The sequence below is a fragment of the Pseudomonas sp. NPDC090201 genome (genome assembly GCF_044746825.1).
Taxonomy (GTDB): domain Bacteria; phylum Pseudomonadota; class Gammaproteobacteria; order Pseudomonadales; family Pseudomonadaceae; genus Aquipseudomonas; species Aquipseudomonas putida_AD.
Genome location: NZ_JBIVCX010000003.1, coordinates 776,781 through 794,975 on the forward strand (window position 1 = coordinate 776,781; position 18,195 = coordinate 794,975).

Sequence of the window (18,195 nt, forward strand, 5' to 3'; positions counted from 1 at the left end):
TGCCCCGTAGCATTACGCCGGGGCCGGCAGACCGCCCAGCAACGCGGCCACGTAATCGACGAACACCCGCGCCTTGGCGCTGCTCATGCGTCCTGCGGGGAAGACCGCCCACAGGTCGATGGGGGGCAGCGTCCAGTCGTCGAGCACGGTGACCACCTCGCCGCTCGCCAGCTCCGGGGCGAACATCCATTCCGAAGCCATCACCAGCCCCAGATTGGCGCGCACCGCCGCTCGCACGCCTTCGGCCGCCGTCACCCGCAAGCGCCCTATGGGCGATGCATTGCACACCTCATCCCCTCGGCGCATCTGCCAGTTGTTGCCACCACTGCCCCGGCTGTAGACCACCGACTGATGGTGTTCCAGATCCCGCGGATGGCTCGGCGTGCCATAGCATTCAAGGTAAGCGGGCGTGGCAATGATCCGACGCTTGCCCCGGGCGATGCGCCTGGCCGTCATCGAAGAATCGTCCAGGTCACCCATGCGCAGGGAAACGTCGATGCCCTCCTCCACCAGATCGACGCTGCGATCATCCAGCACCACGTCGATTTCCAATTGTGGATGCTGAGCCAGCAACGGCCCCAGATACGGCACCACGTGCATGCTGGCGAAGGTCACGGCGGCGCTGACCCGCAGGCGCCCGGTAAACCCCGAACCTGCCCCGCGCACGGCGGCATCGGCTTCGTCGGCCTGATCGATGGCCCTGCGCGCAGCGTCGTAGTAGGTCTGCCCGGCTTCAGTCGGCGTCAGGCCCCGGGTGGTGCGCAGCAACAGGCGCGTGCCCAGATTCTCCTCGAGCGCCGCGATGGACTTCGACACCGCCGGCTGTCCGACGCCCAGACGCTTCGCAGCGGCGGAAAACGAGCCGGTTTCCACAGCGCAGATAAAGGTTTGCATCGCGGCCAGGCGATCCATCGACACTCCTCGGCAAGACTCAAGACAGATCAATACGCAAGAGGCCGCCACAACAGTGACGGCCCGGTTGCATTGCAGGTTTCAGCCACGCAGCGCGGGCAGCAAATCAGTGGGTTCCGGGCGCTGAGTGTAATCCGGATTGACCTCGGCGTATGCGATCACGCCATCCTGGCCAATCACGAAACGGCCCGGCATCGGCAGCACCCAGGCGTCGTCATCGTTGAACACCGGCAGGTCGTTGCCAAACCCCTTGTACAGGTCGATCAGGTAGTCCGGCAGTTTGAAACGCAGACCGAAGGCTTCGGCGACGCGGCTTTTGACGTCACTGAGAATCGGGAAGCTCAGGTGATTCTGGCGCACAGACTTGCGGCTGTTGACGCGGGTCTGCGGAGAGATCGCCACCAGATTCGCGCCCAGCTCACGGTACTGCGGCAGTGCCTCTTCCAGCGCTTGCAGCTCCATGTTGCAGTATGGGCACCACACGCCCCGGTAGAAGCTGATCACCAATGGCCCCTTGGCCAGCAGTTCGGCGGAGGACACCGGGTTGCCCTCCGGGTCGTTTAGGGTGAAGACCGGCGCCTTGTCACCGACTTTCAGGGTGCGCAGGGCCTGGCCTGAGGCGATCAGTTCGTCCGTGGCGCGCTTCATGATCGCGTGCACCGGCGCCGGGGCGTTGTAAGGCGGTTTGCCAGCGACGAAATCGGCTTTGAAGGCATCGAGTCTTGCTTGCAGGGTCATGGCGGTATTCCTTGTAGAGGGTGAGGGTTTCGACGTCGTCATCCTCTCAATCCGCCTGCCCGCTCAGAAGACGGGGCCGGGTGATAACAGCCATTCCTGAGGGGACTGGCTGGAAGGTGCTTGTCTGCAAGAGCTTTCATGGATGGAATCTTGTCAATGCAAGGCGTGAATCGAGCAGAATGGTGGCAAGGCAACTCAGGCAGGATGCAGTTGGTCACAGTGTTTTTTGCCCACATCATTGCAAAAAGCTGCCATCACACTGCAACCTCCGCAGATTCTGTCGCTCAGACTATTTCGATACTGACAAAATCGCGCATCATGGCCGCAGCCAGTTCAAGGGAGATCCACATGCGCTTCACCTCATTCACTACAGGTCTTGCAGCCTTGTCATCGCTGCTGATGTTGACCGGGACCGCGCTGGCCAGCGAAGAAACGCAACTGATCCAGTCCATCAATACCTTCCGCAGCCAGGCCCAGCCTTGCGCCAACGTGGTGTCGCAGGAACTCCCTCCCCTGACCGCCGACCCGCGCCTGAACCTGCCGGCCACTGGCAGCGTCGATCTGCAACAGGTGCTGGCCCGGGCCTCGTATCCGATGGTGACGGTGCAGGCGATTTCACTGTCCGGCCCCCGGGATGCGCAGTCGGCCATGAAGGCGGTGCAGGAAAGCTTCTGCCAGGTGGTGCTCGATCCGCAATTCGTCGATGTGGGTGTCAGCCGTGTCGACCGTGACTGGCGCATCGTACTGGCGCGGCCGCTGCTGGCAGGCGGGCTGGGCAACTCCCAGGCTGAAGGGCAGAAACTGCTCGGGCTCATCAACGCCGCCCGCAGCGTGCCCCATCAATGTGGCGGACAGCCTTACGGCCCTGCTTCGCCCTTGACCTGGAACGACAGCCTGGCCAGCGCCGCCGAGGGCCACACCCGCTCGATGGCCAACAACAACTACTTCGACCACAAGGGCCGCAACGGCGGAACGCCGGGGGACCGGGCTGAACTGGCGGGCTACATCGGCCAGCAGATCGGCGAAAACATCGCCGCAGGCCAGGACAGCGCCCGCAAAGTGGTCGAAGGCTGGCTGGCAAGCCCCGGCCATTGCGCCAACCTCATGAACCCGGCGTACCGCGAACTGGGCGCGTCCTATGCGACCGATCCCAAGAGCGATGCGGGGATTTACTGGACGGCGATGTTTGGGGTGCAGCAGTAGTCGGGAGCCTGCCTGGAATCGGTGAGCGCCACAAAACCTGTAGGAGCGCGCTTGCCCGCGACAGCGTCAGGCCTGCCCCATTGATGGAGTCTGACACACCGCCGTCGCGGGCAAGCGCGCTCCTACAGGCGTTGCCTCCACCTCGCTAGCCCTTTGATGAGCAATGAGGGGCTCAATGGACGACTGAATCCCACAGGGTTTTGCGGTCGATGTGGCAAACACACCGCTCAATCATCCCCTCTGCGTTGAGGGTGAGAATGTCCACGCCCTCGCAGTAGATGTTCCGATTCTTCGGATCCCCGACGACAATGCCGCACATCGAAGCACGCAACGCCCATTCCCATGCATAGGCGCGGGCAGTGGCGCAGCCGAACAGCATCAGCGTTTCAAACGTCATGTCAGGAAAGTTGACCCACGCCACCTGTTCAAGATGGGCTTTCATCCTGGACTTTGGGATGAGCGGGTGTGGTTTGTCTATGTAGATGGCGCCGTCTGCCATGGAAGATACAACCAGGTCAGCATTGCGGTGTATCCAGCCGTTCACGTAATCGGTCACCTGGCTGGGCAGCGGAGTCGAGTTGCTCGTTTGCGTTTTCATCGGAATGTCCTTATTCAACGGAACCACATGAACAAGGGTAGCGGAACGCAAAGGCCCAATGGCTGGCTGGGGACGGTCGGCAACGGTGGTGGATGAGCGCCACTGGATCTGTAGGAGCGCGCTTGCCCGCGATGGCGTCAGGCCTGCCCCATTGATGGCATCTGACACACCGCCGTCGCGGGCAAGCGCGCTCCTACAGCGGGTCGAGGTCCGGGCTGGAGTCGTTGAGCGCCACTGGATCTGTAGGAGCGCGCTTGCCCGCGATGGCGTCAGACCTGCCCCATGGATGGCGTCTGACACACCGCCGTCGCGGGCAAGCGCGCTCCTACAGGATTCTTACTTCGCCTTGCCGTCCCTGGGCTTGTAGAACAGGAACTTCCCGGTTTCGGCGGTCTTGATGTACTCGCTGGCCCAGTCTGGCTTGACGTTGCGGTCGTGGAAATACATCGCGCCTTTGGTGCGGTCGGTCAATTGCTGGTTGAGGGCCTTGCGGGCGATTTCCTTGGAGGCGGCGTAGCGGTCATCCTCCTTGACCTGATCGGAGCGCCCGTCACACCACCAGGAAAACTGACAGGCCTTCTTCTCAACACCCTGCTTGACCACTGCGCAGATGGTGTCTGGATACCCTTCATGGCCAAGGCGATTGAGCACCACGCTGGCCACCCCTTCCATGTCCGCGTCGCTGCCACCCTTGGCTTCCCAATAGATGGTGCGCGACAGGCACACCAGCGCATCATCCACCGGCTGCACGCCAGCAGGATCCACCGCCTGGGCTTCGGATTTGGTAATGGTTTCGCTCTTGGGCACTGGTGATGTGGGGCCGTCCTTTTCCGCAGCTTTTTCTTCCAGTACCTGAGCCTTGCTGACCACGGCCTCAGGTTGCGGGGTGGCGTCGGCGGCCAGCACGGAGCTTGCCAACAGCGTCAGCAACAGGCCGGTAAACAGAGAAGTGAGGCGCATCGTCGAACCTTCTTTGCGAGGCCGATCATTCCTGCACCCGTGTCACGCCTGCGGTGCCATTTCAAGGCTCGCCAGGCAGCAACGCACGGAACATCGCAAGCTGTCTTCGACAAGTTATGGGTTGTTATGAATGGAACGCCGAACAGCAAGCGCAACTGTAAAACAAGTCGCTGGAAGCAGCATAGTGGCCCTTTGGCTTTATGCAATGGGCGCGTGACATCGGGATCACTGAGGCTTGCCAAACACGGGTGTGGTTGAGGATATTGGCGGCTACCTTCACAGCCCGTGCAGTGCCTGCCGATGCCGTTCAAACCGTGGATTCTGCCAGCGCTGATGCTCTGCACAAACCTTGCGTGTGCAGCCTCCCCGCCCTCGCTGCAAGCGGCCTTGCAACAGGCCGCGCCGGATGCCGACCCCAAGGTGATCGAGCTTGCAGTGCAGTCGGCACAATGCCGCGCCGGGCAAACCCCGCTTGAGCCGACACGCCTGGCGGTCATCGATTACTCGTTGCCCTCCACGACGCCGCGCCTGTGGGTATTCGACCTGCCCAAGCGCAGCCTGCTGTTTCGCGAGCTGGTGGCCCACGGGCGCAACAGCGGCGAAAACCTGGCCACGCATTTCTCCAACGAGTCGCAAAGTCTTGCGTCTAGCATCGGCCTGTACAGCACGCGCGAACCCTACACCGGGCGCAACGGCTATTCCCTGCGCATGGACGGCCTGGAGCCGGGCTTCAATGACCGGGCGTTCGAACGGGATGTGGTGATTCACGGGGCCGATTACGTCAGCGATGCCTTCGCCCGCGAGAATGGCCGGCTCGGCAGAAGCCACGGCTGCCCCGCTGTGGGAAGCGCCGTGGCCAGGCCCTTGATCGATACCCTGAAAGACGGGCAACTGCTGTTCATCTACTACCCCGACGCGCAGTGGCTCAAGTCATCAACCTTCATCCACTGCGCGCCAAAGCATCAGCCCTGAGAAACGCTCCCCAGCGCAGGCCGAAGCCCCGTTGACGACGATGGTGCTTTCTCGACAGGCTGCGGCTGCGCGACAGGCTCAGGCTCGCCGTTGAGGGCACGGTGCATCTTCGCGGTGTCCAGCGCCCCGACCCACTTGGCGATGGCCATGGTGCCGACGCCGTTGCCAATGGTGTTGGTGATCGCACGCGCCTCGGACATGAAGCGGTCCACGCCCAGCAGCAACACCATCCCGGCCACCGGAATCGTCCCCAGCGATGCCAGGGTTGCAGCCAGGATGATGAAGCCCGAACCGGTCACCCCCGCCGAGCCCTTGGAGGTGAACATCAATACCGCCAGCACGATCAACTGGTCGGTCAGGGTCAGCGGCGTGTTGGTGGCCTGGGCAATGAAGATCGCCGCGATGGTGTAGTAGATCGCCTGGCCGTCGGGGTTGAAGGTCAGACCCGAGGGAATGATCATCCCGGCCACCGGCTTGGACACCCCGGCCTTTTCCATCTTGGAAATCATCTGCGGCAGCACCGACTCCGAAGAACTGGTGCCGAGCACGGTGAACAGTTCTTCCTTGATGAAACGCAGGAATTTCCACAGGCTGAAACCGCTGTAGCGGCAGATCGGTCCGAGCACGAAGATCACGAACAGCGCGCAGGTCAGGTAGACACACGCCATCAGCTTGCCCAGCGAGAACAGCGAGCCGAAGCCGTACTTGCCGATGGTGAACGCAATCGCCCCGAACGCGCCGATCGGTGCCAGGCGCATGACCATGTTGACGATGCGAAACATGCCCTGCATCAGGCTGTCCAGCGCATCGACGAACACCTTGCCGCGCGGCCCGACCTGCGCCAGCGCCACGCCCAGCAGGATCGAAAACAGCAGGATCTGCAGCACGTTGCCCTTGGCGAACGCATCGACGATGGTGTCGGGGATGATGTTCATGACGAAGTCCATGAACGAGTCATGCTTGACCGCTGCGGTGTAGGTGGCAAGGCTCGAGGTGTCCAGCGTCGCGACGTCGATGTTCATCCCGGCGCCGGGCTTGAACACGTCGACCACGATCAGTCCGACCACCAGCGCAAGGGTCGAGACCACCTCGAAATACAGCAGCGCGCGAAAACCCACGCGTCCCAGTTCTTTCATGCTTTCCATGCGCGCGATGCCCGACACCACGGTGAGGAAAATCACCGGGGCCAGCAGCATCTTGATGAGTTTGATGAAGGCATCGCCCAGGGGTTTGAGCGAGGCAGCCGTGTCGGGAACCAGCACGCCGACGATGGCGCCGAGGATCACCGCGATGAGCACTTGGACATAGAGCTTGGACAGGATTCTTTTCATGACAGGGCCCTGATTTTTTATTGTTGTCAGGAATAGCTGAGGTCAGGCCGAAGCCCAGTCTCTGTAGGAGCGCGCTTGCTCTGGGCGGCATTCCGACGATGACATAGTGTCAGCCAACTCATTCGTTGCAGACCTACCGCAATCGTCGGAATGCCGCCCAGAGCAAGCGCGCTCCTACAATCAGCATCGGTGTAGCCTGTGATTCGAATCAGCGATTGACCAGCGCCAGCACCGCATCGGTGATCTGCCGGGTGGTCGCCGTGCCGCCCAGATCAGGCGTGTGCAGGCCGCTTTCGGTGACGGCTTCGATGGCCGACATCAGCTGTTTGGCCGCCGCCGGCTCACCCAGGTGTTCGAGCATCAGGGCGGCGGTCCAGAAGGTCGCGACCGGGTTGGCCACGCCCTTGCCGGTGATGTCGAAGGCCGAGCCGTGGATGGGTTCGAACATCGACGGGAACTGGCGGGACGGGTTGAGGTTGGCGGTGGGCGCAATGCCCAGGCTGCCGGACAGCGCGGCGGCCAGGTCCGAGAGAATGTCGGCGTGCAGGTTGGTGGCGACGATCACGTCCAGCGTCCCGGGTTTGAGCACCATGCGCGTGGTGACGGCGTCCACCAGTTCCTTGTCGATCTTCACGTCCGGGAAGTCCTTGGCGACTTCGTAGAAAATCTCGTCCCACAGCACCATGCCGTGCCGCTGGGCGTTGGATTTGGTGACCATGGTCAGGTGCTTGCGCGGACGGCTGCGGGCCAGTTCGAAAGCGAAGCGATGGATGCGCTCGACCCCGGCACGGGTGAACACCGACACCTCAGTGGCGACCTCTTCCGGCAGGCCACGGTGCACGCGACCGCCATTGCCCGAGTACTCGCCTTCGGAGTTTTCGCGCACCACCACCCAGTCGATTTGCTCGCCGTTGTGCAGCGGGCTCTTCACGCCTGGCAGCACCCGGGCCGGACGCACGTTGGCGTATTGGTCGAAGCCCTGGCAAATCGGCAAGCGCAGGCCCCACAGCGAGATGTGGTCCGGCACGTTCAGCGCACCCACGGCGCCGAAGAAAATCGCGTCGAAGGTTTTAAGCTCCGCGAGACCGCCCTCGGGGATGTAGTAACCGTTTTTCAGGTAATTGTCGGAGTTCCAGTCGAAGTGTTTGAAGTCCAGGGCAAAGCCGGATTTCTTCGACAGGGCCTGCAGCACTTCGACGCCTGCGGCAATCACTTCCACGCCGATGCCGTCGCCCGGGATCGCTGCAATCTTGTATGCGCTCATGTTCAACTCCACTCTCGAAACGTTCTTGTTTTTCCCCTCGAACAGGGCTGTTCAAGCGGGGTGTGAGCGGAGTATATGTAGTGAAACCAAAGCAGTGAGTTCCTTGAAATCACTACATCCATAACTTTGAGTTACGAATGAATCAGTCTCTGGACCTGCAGTTTTTCTATCTTCTGGCCAAGCAAGGCAGCCTCGCCGCGACGGCCCGGGAGCTGGGCGTGACGCCGCCTGCGGTGAGCAAGCGCCTGACCGCCCTTGAGGCCCGGCTGGGCATCCGGCTGGTCAACCGCACTACCCGCTCCATGAGCCTGACCGCCGAGGGCGAGCTGTATTTTTCCCACGCCGCGCGGATCCTCACGCAGATCGAAGAGGTGGAGCAGTTGGTGAGCAGCAGCCGCGCCACGCCCAAGGGCCTGATCCGGGTCAATGCGTCACTGGGCTTCGGGCGGCGCTACATTGGCCCGGCGCTGGCGGCGTTTTTCGCACGTTATCCGGAGGTGGAAATCCAGCTGGAAATCAGCGACCACCCGCTGGATCTGACCGCCCACGGTTTTGACCTGGGCATCCGTTTCGGCACCCTGCCCGACGCGGCCTTTCATGCCCGCAAGATCGCCTCCAACCGGCGCCTGTTGTGCGCATCGCCCCTGTACCTGGAAAAACATGGCGTGCCGACGCGCCTGGCAGATCTGCAGGATCACAACTGCATTTTTCTGCGCCAGAACGAAACGCCTTACGGGGTGTGGAGTTTCACCAACGGCGGCAAGACGCAGAACGTCAAGGTGCGAGGCGCGCTGGGCTGCAACGATGGCGAGGTGGCCCTGAACTGGGCGCTGGAGGGGTTCGGCATTCTGCTGCGCGCCGAGTGGGACATCGCTCGCTATGTACGCAGTGGTCGCCTGCGGCTGGTGCTCGAAGACCAGACCCCGACCCGAGCCGACGTCTACGCGGTGTATCCGCAGCAATTACACCTGTCGGCGAGGGTGCGCAGCCTGATCGATTTTCTGGTGGAGCGCTTCGAGCACATCGACCACCTGGAGGAGACGATGTCGGAGCGGGAGTAAAACACCAACCATTGCTCCGACGCCGATCCCTCGTAGCAGCCCGGCCGGGCGGCGATCCGCTTGCCGGCGGGGGCGATTTCAAGATCACCCGCGGGCAAGCCCGGCTGCTACAGGGGTGATGAGGTGGCTTGCGCGATGACCGAAACGGCGTGCAGGGCACCACCGTCGGTGTAGGTCTGGGTGTAATGCCGAAGGTGCGCCAACGCCTGTCCCTGCTCGTCGAACAAATGACACCGCGCCCCTGATGCACCCACCGCCAGCGCCTGCCCGGCCTTGACCGAAGACATGCCGTCGCCCTTGACCATCAGGTCGCTGCCTTCGGCGGTCTGGGCATGGGTGAAGGTCTCGCCGCCCAGGTGCTCAACCACCAATGCCGTCACTGGAATCTGCGCATCCCCTGCCCCACGCTCGGACAAGTGCTCCGGGCGCAAACCCAGGGTCAGCGGCTGACCGGGGCTGACGTTCTCACCTTTGACCGGCACCAACAGCCTGGCGCCGCCCGGCAGGCTGACCTGTACCCCTTCGGCGCTCACCAGCACTGCCTGCACCGGCAGGAAACTCATCTGCGGCGAGCCAATGAAGCCTGCCACGAAGCGGTTGCGCGGGTGGTGATACAGCTCGAGCGGCGAGCCCACCTGTTCGACGCAGCCCTTGTTCAGCACCACGATCTTGTCGGCCAGGGTCATGGCTTCCACCTGATCGTGGGTGACGTAGATCATGGTCGCCTGCAGGTCGGCATGCAGTTTGGCGATCTCGATGCGCATCTGCACCCGCAGCGAGGCGTCGAGGTTGGACAGCGGTTCGTCGAACAGGAACACCTCGGGCTCGTGAACGATGGCACGGCCGATCGCCACCCGCTGACGCTGACCACCGGAAAGCGCCTTGGGCTTGCGCTCCAACAGCGGTTCCAGTTGCAGGATGCGCGCAGCGTTGCGCACCTTGGCTTCGATCTGCTCGCGAGGGGTCTTCTGCATCTTCAGGCCGAAGGCGATGTTGTCGTAGACCGACATGTGCGGGTACAGCGCGTAGGACTGAAACACCATCGCCACGCCCCGGTCGGCGGGCTCAAGGTAGGTCACGTCCCGGGCGCCGATGCGTATCTGGCCCTGGGTGATGCTTTCAAGCCCCGCGATGCAGCGCAGCAGGGTCGACTTGCCACAACCGGACGGCCCGACGAACACCACGAATTCGCGGCTTTCGATGTTCAGGTGGATGTCGTGCAACACCTTGATATCGCCGTAGGCCTTCTCGATGCCGGTCAAACTGAGCTCAGTCAAAATCGTGTCCCCTGGATTTATTGTTGTCGGGTTGCGTCGCATCTGTAGGAGCGCGCTTGCCCGCGACGGCGGCGTGCCTGTCGCCATCGCGGGTGCCTGACACATCGCCGTCGCGGGCAAGCGCGCTCCTACGGCGATATCAGCAAGTCTGGAACTTGACAGCAAAATATTTCGCTCTACGATCATTTGTAATTCTAAAAATACAAATGTCAAGGAGCACACCGAATGCGGGCTGCGTATATCCATGGCATCCGCGACATCCGCATCGGCGAAAAGCCGGTGCCGGTGCCTGCCGCCGGTGAGGTCTTGTTGAGGGTCAGCGCCGTCGGCGTGTGTGGCAGCGACCTGCATTACTACAAGGAAGGCGCCATCGGCCATGCCCGCATCACCCAGCCATTCATCGCCGGGCATGAATTTGCCGCCCGTGTGGTCGACGATCATCCGCACTTGAACCTTGCGGCCGGGCAACTGGTCGCCGTGGACCCGGCCAAACCTTGCGGGCAGTGCGAATGGTGCCATCGCGGCCACGTCAACCTCTGCCCCCACGTGCAGTTCCTCGGCTCCCCGCCCCACACCCACGGCGCGATGACCGAATACATTGTGGTCGCGCCCAGCCAGATCTACCCCGTCCCCGATCACTTCACCCCGGTTCAGGCAGTCATGCTCGAACCCCTGGGCGTGGCAATCCATGCGATGGACCTGGCGGGCAGTAAAAAACTCTTCGAAACCGTCGCCATCATCGGCTGCGGCCCCATCGGCCTGTGCCTGCTGCAACTGGCGCGGATGCTGTGCAAGAAGGCGATCTACGCCATCGACCCGATCAACTACCGCACCGAAAAGGCCCGCCAGTTGGGTGCCGATGAGGTGTCCGCCGATCACGCCGCCATCGCCGAATGGACTCAGGGGCGCGGCGTCGACCTGGTGCTGGAGGCGACCAACTCCCCGGAAGGTTTTCAGATCGCCGCGCAATCGGCGCGCATCGGCGGCCGGGTGGTGCTGGTGGGCATTCCCGATGGCGACCAGTACGCGCCCCTGAGTGCTTCGTTGCTGCGGCGCAAGGGGCTGGACATTCGCATGTCCCGGCGCATGGGCCATGTGTATGACCGGGCGATTGAACTGGTCGCCCAAGGCTCGGTGGACGTCGATTGCCTGGTGACCCACCGCTTCGACCTGGCCCAGGCCACAGAAGCGTTCAGCTACCCCTCGGAATTTCTCGACGGGGCGCTCAAGACGGTGATTCTCCCCCACCCCGAATAAGCAGTGCTGTAACTCCCGACGCGCGTCAGCGCACACAACGCGTAATCCTCACCAACAAGAACAAAGAGGTCACGTAATGAACAAGCTGGTATGGAATGCCCTGGCCCTGTCAATCGCACTCGGCTCAGGCGCCGCCCAGGCCTGGACGCTCGAAGAGGCCGCAACGCCCTACAAGGGCACCGAGATCAAGGCCATTTTCCTCGACCGCCCGGGCTACGCCGCCGCCATCAAGCTGCTGCCCGAGTTCGAGAAGAAAACCGGGATCAAGGTCAGCTACGAAACCATCCCCTACGAGAACAGCCGCGAACGCCAGGTGCTGAGTTTCACCTCCGGCGAACAGCTCGATGTGGTGCTGACCGACGTGGTGTGGATCGGCGAATTCGCCGGCAACGGCTGGCTGGAACCGGTGACCACCTTCACCAAGGACCCCAAGCTCGCGGACCCGGACCTCAAGCTCGACGGCTTCTTCCCGATCCTGCTGGAGTCCTTCGGCGGCTGGGACAACCAGACGTACGGCCTGCCCTTCGACAACTATTCGGGCCTGCTGTTCTACAACAAGTGCATGCTCAAGGATGCTGGCTTCGACAAGCCGCCTGCGACCTGGGACGAGGTGCTCAAGGTCTATGGGCCCAAGCTCACCGACAAGGCCAAGGACCGCTACGCCTACGCTCTGCAATCGCGCCGTGGCGAGACGCAGTCGGCGGACAGCTTCATGCGCTTCCTCTGGCCGTTCGGCGGCTCGTTGCTGGACGCCAACTTCAAGTCCAACCTCAATTCCAAGGCTTCTCAGGAAGGCCTGCAATTCCGCCAGGACCTGATGAAGTTCATGCCGCCGGGCATCGTCGACTATGACCACAACGAAGCGGTCAATGCGCTGGCCCAAGGCAAGGTGGCGATGATCACCGAGTGGTCGGCGTTCTACAGCACCCTGGCAGACCCCGGAAAATCCAAGATTACCGACTGCCTGGCCGTGGCCACCGAACCCAAGGGGCCTGCGGGGCTCAAGCCGGCGCTGGGCGGGTTCTCGCTGGGGGTCAACGCGCACTCGGACGACAAACAGAAAGCCGCCGCGTGGCTGTTCATCCAGTGGGTGACCTCCGAATCCATGGCCAAGCCGTACCTGGAGGCCGGTGGCGTGAGTGGGCGGATGTCGGTTTACAAGGATCCTGAGGTGCAGAAGAAATACCCGTTCGTGCAGCCGATGGTGACCTCCTGGGAAGGCGGCGTGCCTGACTACCGTCCACGCTTCCCGCAATGGCCGGAAATCTCCGAAGTGGTCGGCGAAAACGGCACCGCCATCATGCTCGGCAAGACCAGCGTCGAAGCCGGAGCCAAGGCCATCGGGACGAAGATGGAGGACATCCTCAAGAAGGCGGGCTATTACGACGGCAAGGTCAAGTTGCTGAAGTGATCCTGCTCCCCGTAGGAGCGCGCTTGCCCGCGATTGCGGTGTGCCTGTCGCCATCTGGAGTGATTGACACGACGCCGTCGCGGGCAAGCGCGCTCCTACGGGGCTGTATCGATGTCCGTACACGAGATTCGACCCATGTCCGATAACAAGAAACCACGCTTCCCCACGCTCTGGAACAACACCCGGGCGGCCTTTTCCTTTCTGGCGCCGGCCACCGTTGCGCTGGCGCTGATCGGAATCTTTCCCACCGTGTTCGCGCTGGTCAATTCGTTCCGCCAGTACAACCTGGCGCGGCCCAAGGATCCGACGCCCTTCATCGGCTTCGACAACTACCTCAACGTGCTCAACGACGCCTCGTTCTGGGCGGCGCTGGGGCGTACCGGGCTGTTTCTGGTCACCGTGGTGCCGATTCAACTGGCCCTGGGGCTGGTCATCGCCCTGCTGCTGCACAAGCCGGGTCTGTCAGGCTTCAAGCTGCTGGCGCGCATGAGCCTGGTGATCCCGCTGGCCACCGCCCCTGCCGTGGCCGGGTTGATCGGCCGGCTGATCTTCAACCGCGATTTCGGCGTGGCCAACGCCTTGCTGGCGATGCTCCACGCAGGTCCCGTGGAATGGCTGGGCGACACCACCAACGCCTTCATCGCCGTGGCCTTGATGGACATCTGGCAATGGACACCCTTCTGCGCACTGGTGCTGCTAGCCGGGCTGACCATGGTGCCCAATGAGATCGAAGAAGCCGCGCGCCTGGAAACCCGCAGCCGCTGGCAGATCGTGCGCTACGTGCAACTGCCCTTTCTGCTGCCCAGCGCGACGGTGATCCTGATCCTGCGCACCGCCGACATCCTCAAGATGTTCGACACCGTATTCACCATGACCCGCGGCGGGCCGGGCGCGGCCACGGAGCTGGTCAGCGTGTACATCCAGCGCATCGGCTTTCGGGTGTTCGACCAGGGCGTGGCCTCGGCGCAGGCGATCCTGCTGCTGATCCTGACCATCGTGCTGGCGCGGCTGTACATCAAATTCGTCTACCGGGAGATCTGACATGGCAACCGTTCCTGCCGCCCACGTCGTGGCCAAGCCTGCACGCACCCGCCCGCGCATGAAAGTCAGCGCCTGGCATCTGGTGGGCCTCCTGGCGATCTTCCTGTTCGCGGTGTTTCCGTTCTACTGGATGGTCGCCACCAGCATGAAGACCCAGGCCGAAGCGTTGGCCTCGCCGCCGGTGTGGCTGTTCACCCCGCACCTGGACAACTACGTCAAGGTGCTGTTCGAGCGCGACGTACTGCACAGCCTGGGCAACTCGCTGATCGTTGCCGCCTGCACCACCGTGCTCGCGGTGGGCCTGGGTACGCCTGCCGCCTATGCCTTGGCGCGATTCGAGTTCAGGGGCAAGGAGGACCTGTGGTTCTGGTTCATCACCAACCGCATGTTGAGCCCGATTGTCGTGGCGCTGCCGATCTTCCTGATGGCGCGCAACCTGGGGCTGATCGACACGCACCTGGTGCTGATCCTGATCTACCTGACCTTCAACCTGCCCATCGTGGTGTGGATCTGCACCGACCAGTTTCGCGGCGTGCCCAAGGATCTGGATGAAGCCGCACGCCTGTCCGGCGCCTCGCGCTTCACCATCTTCTGGCGCATCGCGCTGCCGCTGGCGATGCCGGGCGTGGCGGTGTCGGCGATCTTCTCGTTCATCTTTTCCTGGAACGAACTGCTCTACGCCCTGGTGCTGACGCGCAACGTAGCGCGCACGGCGCCGGTGACCGCCACCAGTTTCATGAGCGGCTATGATCTGCCCTGGGGCGAGATCATGGCCACCGGCACGCTGATCGTGTTCCCCGTGATCATTTTTGCATTGATGGTTTCAAAGCATCTGGTACAAGGTCTGACCATGGGCGCCGTGAAATAGGCGCCGCGCTTCCCAGGTTTTGAAGGACGCCGCCGTGCACAATCGCTATCCGGAATTTACCGCCGACACCGAAACGGTGAACGCGGAGGATCAACTGAACATCCGTATCGCCTGGTATTACTACGTCAACAGCATGACCCAGCAGCAGATCGCCGACCGCCTGGGGATCACCCGGGTGCGGGTCAACAAGGCCTTGGCGACCTGCCGCGAAACCGGCGTGGTGCAGATCCGCATCAATTCGCCGCTGGCCTCCTGCGTGGCCCTGGAGGAACGCCTGCAGGAGCGCTTTGGCCTGGAGCGAGTCACCGTGGCGCCCTCGCCGGACGATCCGTCGAGCATCTTTCGCGTGCTGGGCGTTGCCGTGGCCCCGAGCATCGAGGAGTCCCTGAGCGATGGCTGCATCGTCGCCGTGGGCTGGGGCCGGACCCTGCGCCAGGCAGTGCGCGAGCTGCAGGGCCGCTCGCTGCCGAACACCACCGTGGTCTCGCTGCTGGGCGGCCTGCATTACGGTTCGGCAAACAACACCGTGGAAATCGCCTCGAGCCTCGCGGGGTTGCTGCAAGGCTCCTATTACTACCTGGCCGCCCCGCTCTTCGCGCCGTCGGAGCACTACCGCGACATGATCCTGGCCGAAGCCTCGGTGCAAGCGGTGTTGGGCAAGGCGCGGGAAGCGGACGTCGCGTTGCTCACCGTGGGTGACCTGAGCGAGCGCTCGCTGATGCTGGAACTGGGGCTGGTCAACCCCGAGGACGCCCGCTCGCTGCGCGCCGCCGGTGCCGTGGGCGATCTGCTCGGGCGCTGGCTGGACCGCGACGGCATCGAGGTCAATCACCCGCTCAACCGCCGGGCCATTTCGCTGGACCCGGACGACCTGCGCAAGATCAAGAAAGTGGTGCTGGTGTCCGGAGGCCCGTACAAAGCCGAAATCATCCGCGCCGTGCTGCTGCGCAACGTCGTCCACGAACTGGTGATCGACGAGAGCGCAGCCCTCGAACTGCTCGAACAAGAACCCTGACCCAACCTCTGGAGCCACCTTCATGCCCTCCCATGATTTCATCGGCAAACGCATTCTGGTCACCGGGGCGGGCAAAGGCATCGGTCGCCAGACCGTCGAGTGGCTCAGCCGCTGCGGCGCCGAGGTGATCGCCCTGGGCCGCAATCCGGCCGATCTGGCCTACTGCGAACAGACGCTGGTGGTTGACCTGGCGGACGTGGCCGCAACCCAGGCGGCGGTGGCGTCGATGCTGCCCATCGACCTGCTGGTCAACTGCGCCGGCGTGGTCGAGCTTGAGTCCTTTCTCGACACCTCGGTGCAAACCTTCGACCAGATGATCGCGGTCAACACCCGTGCACCGATGGTGGTGGCCCAGGTGGTTGCGCGGGATCTGATCGCCCGTGGCGTGCCGGGGGCCATCGTCAACGTGTCGAGCCTGGCCGCCGCGGTGGGCACGCGGGATCACGCCGCCTACTGCGCGTCCAAGGCGGCGCTGGATGCGCTGACGCGGGTCATGGCCGTGGAGCTTGGGCCGTACGGAATTCGGGTCAACAGCGTCAACCCGGTGGTGACCCTCACGCCCATGGCCGACAAGGCCTGGAGCGACCCGGTCAAGGCGGCGTCGATGCTGTCGCGCATTCCATTGGGGCGTTTCGTGCAACCGGATGAAATCGCCGCGACCATCGCCTTTCTGCTCAGCGAGGACGCAGCGATGATCAACGGCGTGACCCTCACGGTGGACGGTGGATTCAGCGCTGGTTGAGTTTTGCCAGGCGTGGATAAAGGTCGCGCAAGCGCGGGTAGAGTTCGCTGTACAGCGCCAGCAGTTCGCGATGAAATTCCCGCAGCGCGGGGTTGGGTGAGAACGTCTCGCCGCCCTGGGTCATGGCCTGCGCCGCACTGGCGAAATCCTCGTACCAGCCCGCCCCTACGGCAGCTGCGATTCCGGCGCCCAGGCTCGACGCTTCCTGGGTGACGGCGCGAATCACCGGGCGGTCGGTGATGTCGGCAATGATCTGGCACCACAACCGGCTTGCCGCGCCGCCGCCAATGGCCACGAAAGCATCGACCGGCTCGCCCGTGGCCTCGACCATGCGCTGAGTCGCCAGGGCTTGCTCCAGGGCGATGCCTTCGAGCACGGCGCGGTAGATCTGCGCCCGGCCGTGATCCGGTGACAACCCAAGCAGGCAGCCCCGCGCGTCCTGGTCCCAATAAGGGTTCATCACCCCGTTCCAGTACGGCAACAGGATCAGCCCCTCACTGCCGGGTGCGACGCGGGAGGCTTCTATCTCCAGCCGGATCAGGTTGTCGGGCTGGGCAACCACGTCGATTTCGAAAAACTGCTTGAGCAGGCTGTTGATCAGCAGCGTGCCTGAGCGCAAGGACGTTTCCAGCACGTAGCCTTTGCGGTCAATGGCGCAGAGGGTGCGGAAGGCGTCGTTCACCCGAGGGGTTGCGGCGTAGACGCCCGAGACGATCGCGGTGCCCAGGTTCAGATACGCCGTACCGGGGCTGACCACACCGATGCCAAGGCCGCCGGCCTGGCCGTCACCACCGCCGGCGACCACGAGCGTGCCGGCAGGCAAACCAGTCAGTGCATGGGCGTCTTCAGTGATTGTGCCCAGCACAGTGCCGGGAGCGCAGGCCTTGGGGAAACAGTCGCTGGCCAGCGGGATAGGCAGCGCCCCCAGCACATCCTCCGCCCAGCGATGCTGGTGGATGTCGAAGGCTCCGAACGGATCGGCGCTGGCCCAGCTTGTCACGAACGCGCCGGTGAGCTTGCGCACGAGCCAGGCGTGGGGATCGTAGACGTGGCGAATCTTGCGAAACAGCTCGGGCTCGGCATCGGCCAGCCAGGCCAGGCTGTAAATGGCCGGCGCCCAGTCGTGGGGCTTGCCGGTGATGCTGTGCAGGCGCTCGTGGCCGACCCGCTGACACAGCGCCGATACCTCATCCTTGCGACGCTCGTCGAGCCAGAGCATGGCCGGGCGCAGCAGTTGGTCACGGGCGTCGGTGACCGCCACGGTTTCCCGCTGGTTGACCACCGCCACGGCTGCGATGGAGCGGCCTTCGATCTGGGTCAGCAAGGATTTCACCGCTTGCTGCGTGGCGCACCACCAGTGCTCGGGGTCCTGCTCGTAGGCATTGGGTGCCGGACGCGACAACGTAAGCGGCGCCCGCCCCTGGGCGACCAGCACGCCCCGCGCATCCCAGGCAATGGCCTTGCAGGTGGTGGTGGAAAGATCGATACCGATGACCAACTCGTGCATGCGCGCCCTGCTCCATCCGTGCGTGACAACCTGCGAAT

At 63.3% G+C, this 18,195-nt stretch carries 17 protein-coding genes; 9 read left to right on the forward strand and 8 right to left on the reverse strand.

The window, feature by feature from the left end:
• Nucleotides 1–12: 12 nt before the first annotated feature.
• Both ACIPOO_RS13610 and ACIPOO_RS13615 read right to left on the reverse strand, forming a co-directional pair.
• On the reverse strand, nucleotides 13–912 hold the full coding sequence (locus ACIPOO_RS13610) for a LysR family transcriptional regulator (protein ID WP_400607553.1): 900 nt from the start codon (nucleotides 910–912) through the stop codon (nucleotides 13–15).
• An 81-nt stretch (nucleotides 913–993) separates the two neighbouring features.
• The gene (locus ACIPOO_RS13615) at nucleotides 994–1,650 is read right to left on the reverse strand and encodes a peroxiredoxin-like family protein (protein WP_400607556.1); all 657 of its coding nucleotides are present in this window, start codon (nucleotides 1,648–1,650) and stop codon (nucleotides 994–996) included.
• A 348-nt stretch (nucleotides 1,651–1,998) separates the two neighbouring features.
• Between ACIPOO_RS13615 and ACIPOO_RS13620 the strand changes: the two genes are divergently transcribed.
• Complete coding sequence (locus ACIPOO_RS13620; protein WP_274133945.1) at nucleotides 1,999–2,853, forward strand: CAP domain-containing protein; 855 nt, start codon at nucleotides 1,999–2,001, stop codon at nucleotides 2,851–2,853.
• 172 nt (nucleotides 2,854–3,025) lie between these two features.
• On the opposite strand, the gene ACIPOO_RS13625 is transcribed toward ACIPOO_RS13620, so the two are convergent.
• On the reverse strand, nucleotides 3,026–3,451 hold the full coding sequence (locus ACIPOO_RS13625; RefSeq protein ID WP_400607559.1) for a hypothetical protein: 426 nt from the start codon (nucleotides 3,449–3,451) through the stop codon (nucleotides 3,026–3,028).
• Nucleotides 3,452–3,787: 336 nt separating this feature from the next.
• Nucleotides 3,788–4,411 carry a cell wall hydrolase gene (locus tag ACIPOO_RS13630; protein ID WP_274133946.1) on the reverse strand — a complete coding sequence of 208 codons (624 nt, stop codon included), beginning with the start codon at nucleotides 4,409–4,411 and terminating at the stop codon, nucleotides 3,788–3,790.
• Between the two features lie 300 nt (nucleotides 4,412–4,711).
• On the opposite strand from ACIPOO_RS13630, the gene ACIPOO_RS13635 reads away from it, so the two are divergent.
• Nucleotides 4,712–5,383, forward strand: coding sequence for a murein L,D-transpeptidase catalytic domain family protein (locus ACIPOO_RS13635; protein WP_400607561.1), 672 nt, complete (start codon nucleotides 4,712–4,714; stop codon nucleotides 5,381–5,383).
• Here the strand turns inward: ACIPOO_RS13635 and ACIPOO_RS13640 are convergent.
• Together ACIPOO_RS13640 and ACIPOO_RS13645 are read right to left on the reverse strand one after the other, a co-directional pair.
• Nucleotides 5,374–6,714, reverse strand: coding sequence for a dicarboxylate/amino acid:cation symporter (locus ACIPOO_RS13640; protein WP_274133947.1), 1,341 nt, complete (start codon nucleotides 6,712–6,714; stop codon nucleotides 5,374–5,376). The two genes, ACIPOO_RS13635 and ACIPOO_RS13640, sit on opposite strands and share 10 nt — an antisense overlap.
• A gap of 208 nt (nucleotides 6,715–6,922) precedes the next feature.
• Nucleotides 6,923–7,978, reverse strand: coding sequence for a tartrate dehydrogenase (locus tag ACIPOO_RS13645; protein ID WP_400607565.1), 1,056 nt, complete (start codon nucleotides 7,976–7,978; stop codon nucleotides 6,923–6,925).
• A gap of 137 nt (nucleotides 7,979–8,115) precedes the next feature.
• Here ACIPOO_RS13645 and ACIPOO_RS13650 point away from each other — a divergent pair, with 137 nt between their 5' ends.
• Nucleotides 8,116–9,039, forward strand: a complete 924-nt coding sequence (locus ACIPOO_RS13650; protein ID WP_400607568.1) for a LysR family transcriptional regulator — start codon at nucleotides 8,116–8,118, stop codon at nucleotides 9,037–9,039.
• Nucleotides 9,040–9,146: 107 nt separating this feature from the next.
• On the opposite strand, the gene ACIPOO_RS13655 is transcribed toward ACIPOO_RS13650, so the two are convergent.
• On the reverse strand, nucleotides 9,147–10,316 hold the full coding sequence (locus ACIPOO_RS13655; protein WP_400607570.1) for an ABC transporter ATP-binding protein: 1,170 nt from the start codon (nucleotides 10,314–10,316) through the stop codon (nucleotides 9,147–9,149).
• 225 nt (nucleotides 10,317–10,541) lie between these two features.
• On the opposite strand from ACIPOO_RS13655, the gene ACIPOO_RS13660 reads away from it, so the two are divergent.
• The 6 genes from ACIPOO_RS13660 (at nucleotide 10,542) to ACIPOO_RS13685 (ending at nucleotide 16,650) form a co-directional block, all read left to right on the forward strand.
• Entirely contained in the window at nucleotides 10,542–11,573 is a 1,032-nt protein-coding gene (locus ACIPOO_RS13660) for a zinc-binding dehydrogenase (RefSeq protein WP_274133951.1), read from the forward strand.
• Between the two features lie 76 nt (nucleotides 11,574–11,649).
• Nucleotides 11,650–12,984 (forward strand): ABC transporter substrate-binding protein, encoded by a 1,335-nt coding sequence (locus ACIPOO_RS13665; RefSeq protein ID WP_400607572.1) that lies wholly within the window; start codon nucleotides 11,650–11,652, stop codon nucleotides 12,982–12,984.
• 135 nt (nucleotides 12,985–13,119) lie between these two features.
• Nucleotides 13,120–14,025, forward strand: coding sequence for a carbohydrate ABC transporter permease (locus ACIPOO_RS13670; RefSeq protein WP_400607575.1), 906 nt, complete (start codon nucleotides 13,120–13,122; stop codon nucleotides 14,023–14,025).
• Nucleotide 14,026: 1 nt separating this feature from the next.
• Nucleotides 14,027–14,893 (forward strand): carbohydrate ABC transporter permease, encoded by an 867-nt coding sequence (locus tag ACIPOO_RS13675; protein WP_400607578.1) that lies wholly within the window; start codon nucleotides 14,027–14,029, stop codon nucleotides 14,891–14,893.
• A gap of 34 nt (nucleotides 14,894–14,927) precedes the next feature.
• Nucleotides 14,928–15,908 carry a sugar-binding transcriptional regulator gene (locus ACIPOO_RS13680; RefSeq protein WP_400607580.1) on the forward strand — a complete coding sequence of 327 codons (981 nt, stop codon included), beginning with the start codon at nucleotides 14,928–14,930 and terminating at the stop codon, nucleotides 15,906–15,908.
• A gap of 22 nt (nucleotides 15,909–15,930) precedes the next feature.
• A complete protein-coding gene (locus ACIPOO_RS13685; RefSeq protein WP_400607582.1) occupies nucleotides 15,931–16,650 on the forward strand; it encodes an SDR family oxidoreductase in 720 nt (239 codons plus the stop codon).
• On the opposite strand, the gene ACIPOO_RS13690 is transcribed toward ACIPOO_RS13685, so the two are convergent.
• The gene (locus ACIPOO_RS13690) at nucleotides 16,637–18,157 is read right to left on the reverse strand and encodes an FGGY-family carbohydrate kinase (protein WP_400607584.1); all 1,521 of its coding nucleotides are present in this window, start codon (nucleotides 18,155–18,157) and stop codon (nucleotides 16,637–16,639) included. The two genes, ACIPOO_RS13685 and ACIPOO_RS13690, sit on opposite strands and share 14 nt — an antisense overlap.
• Nucleotides 18,158–18,195: the final 38 nt, after the last annotated feature.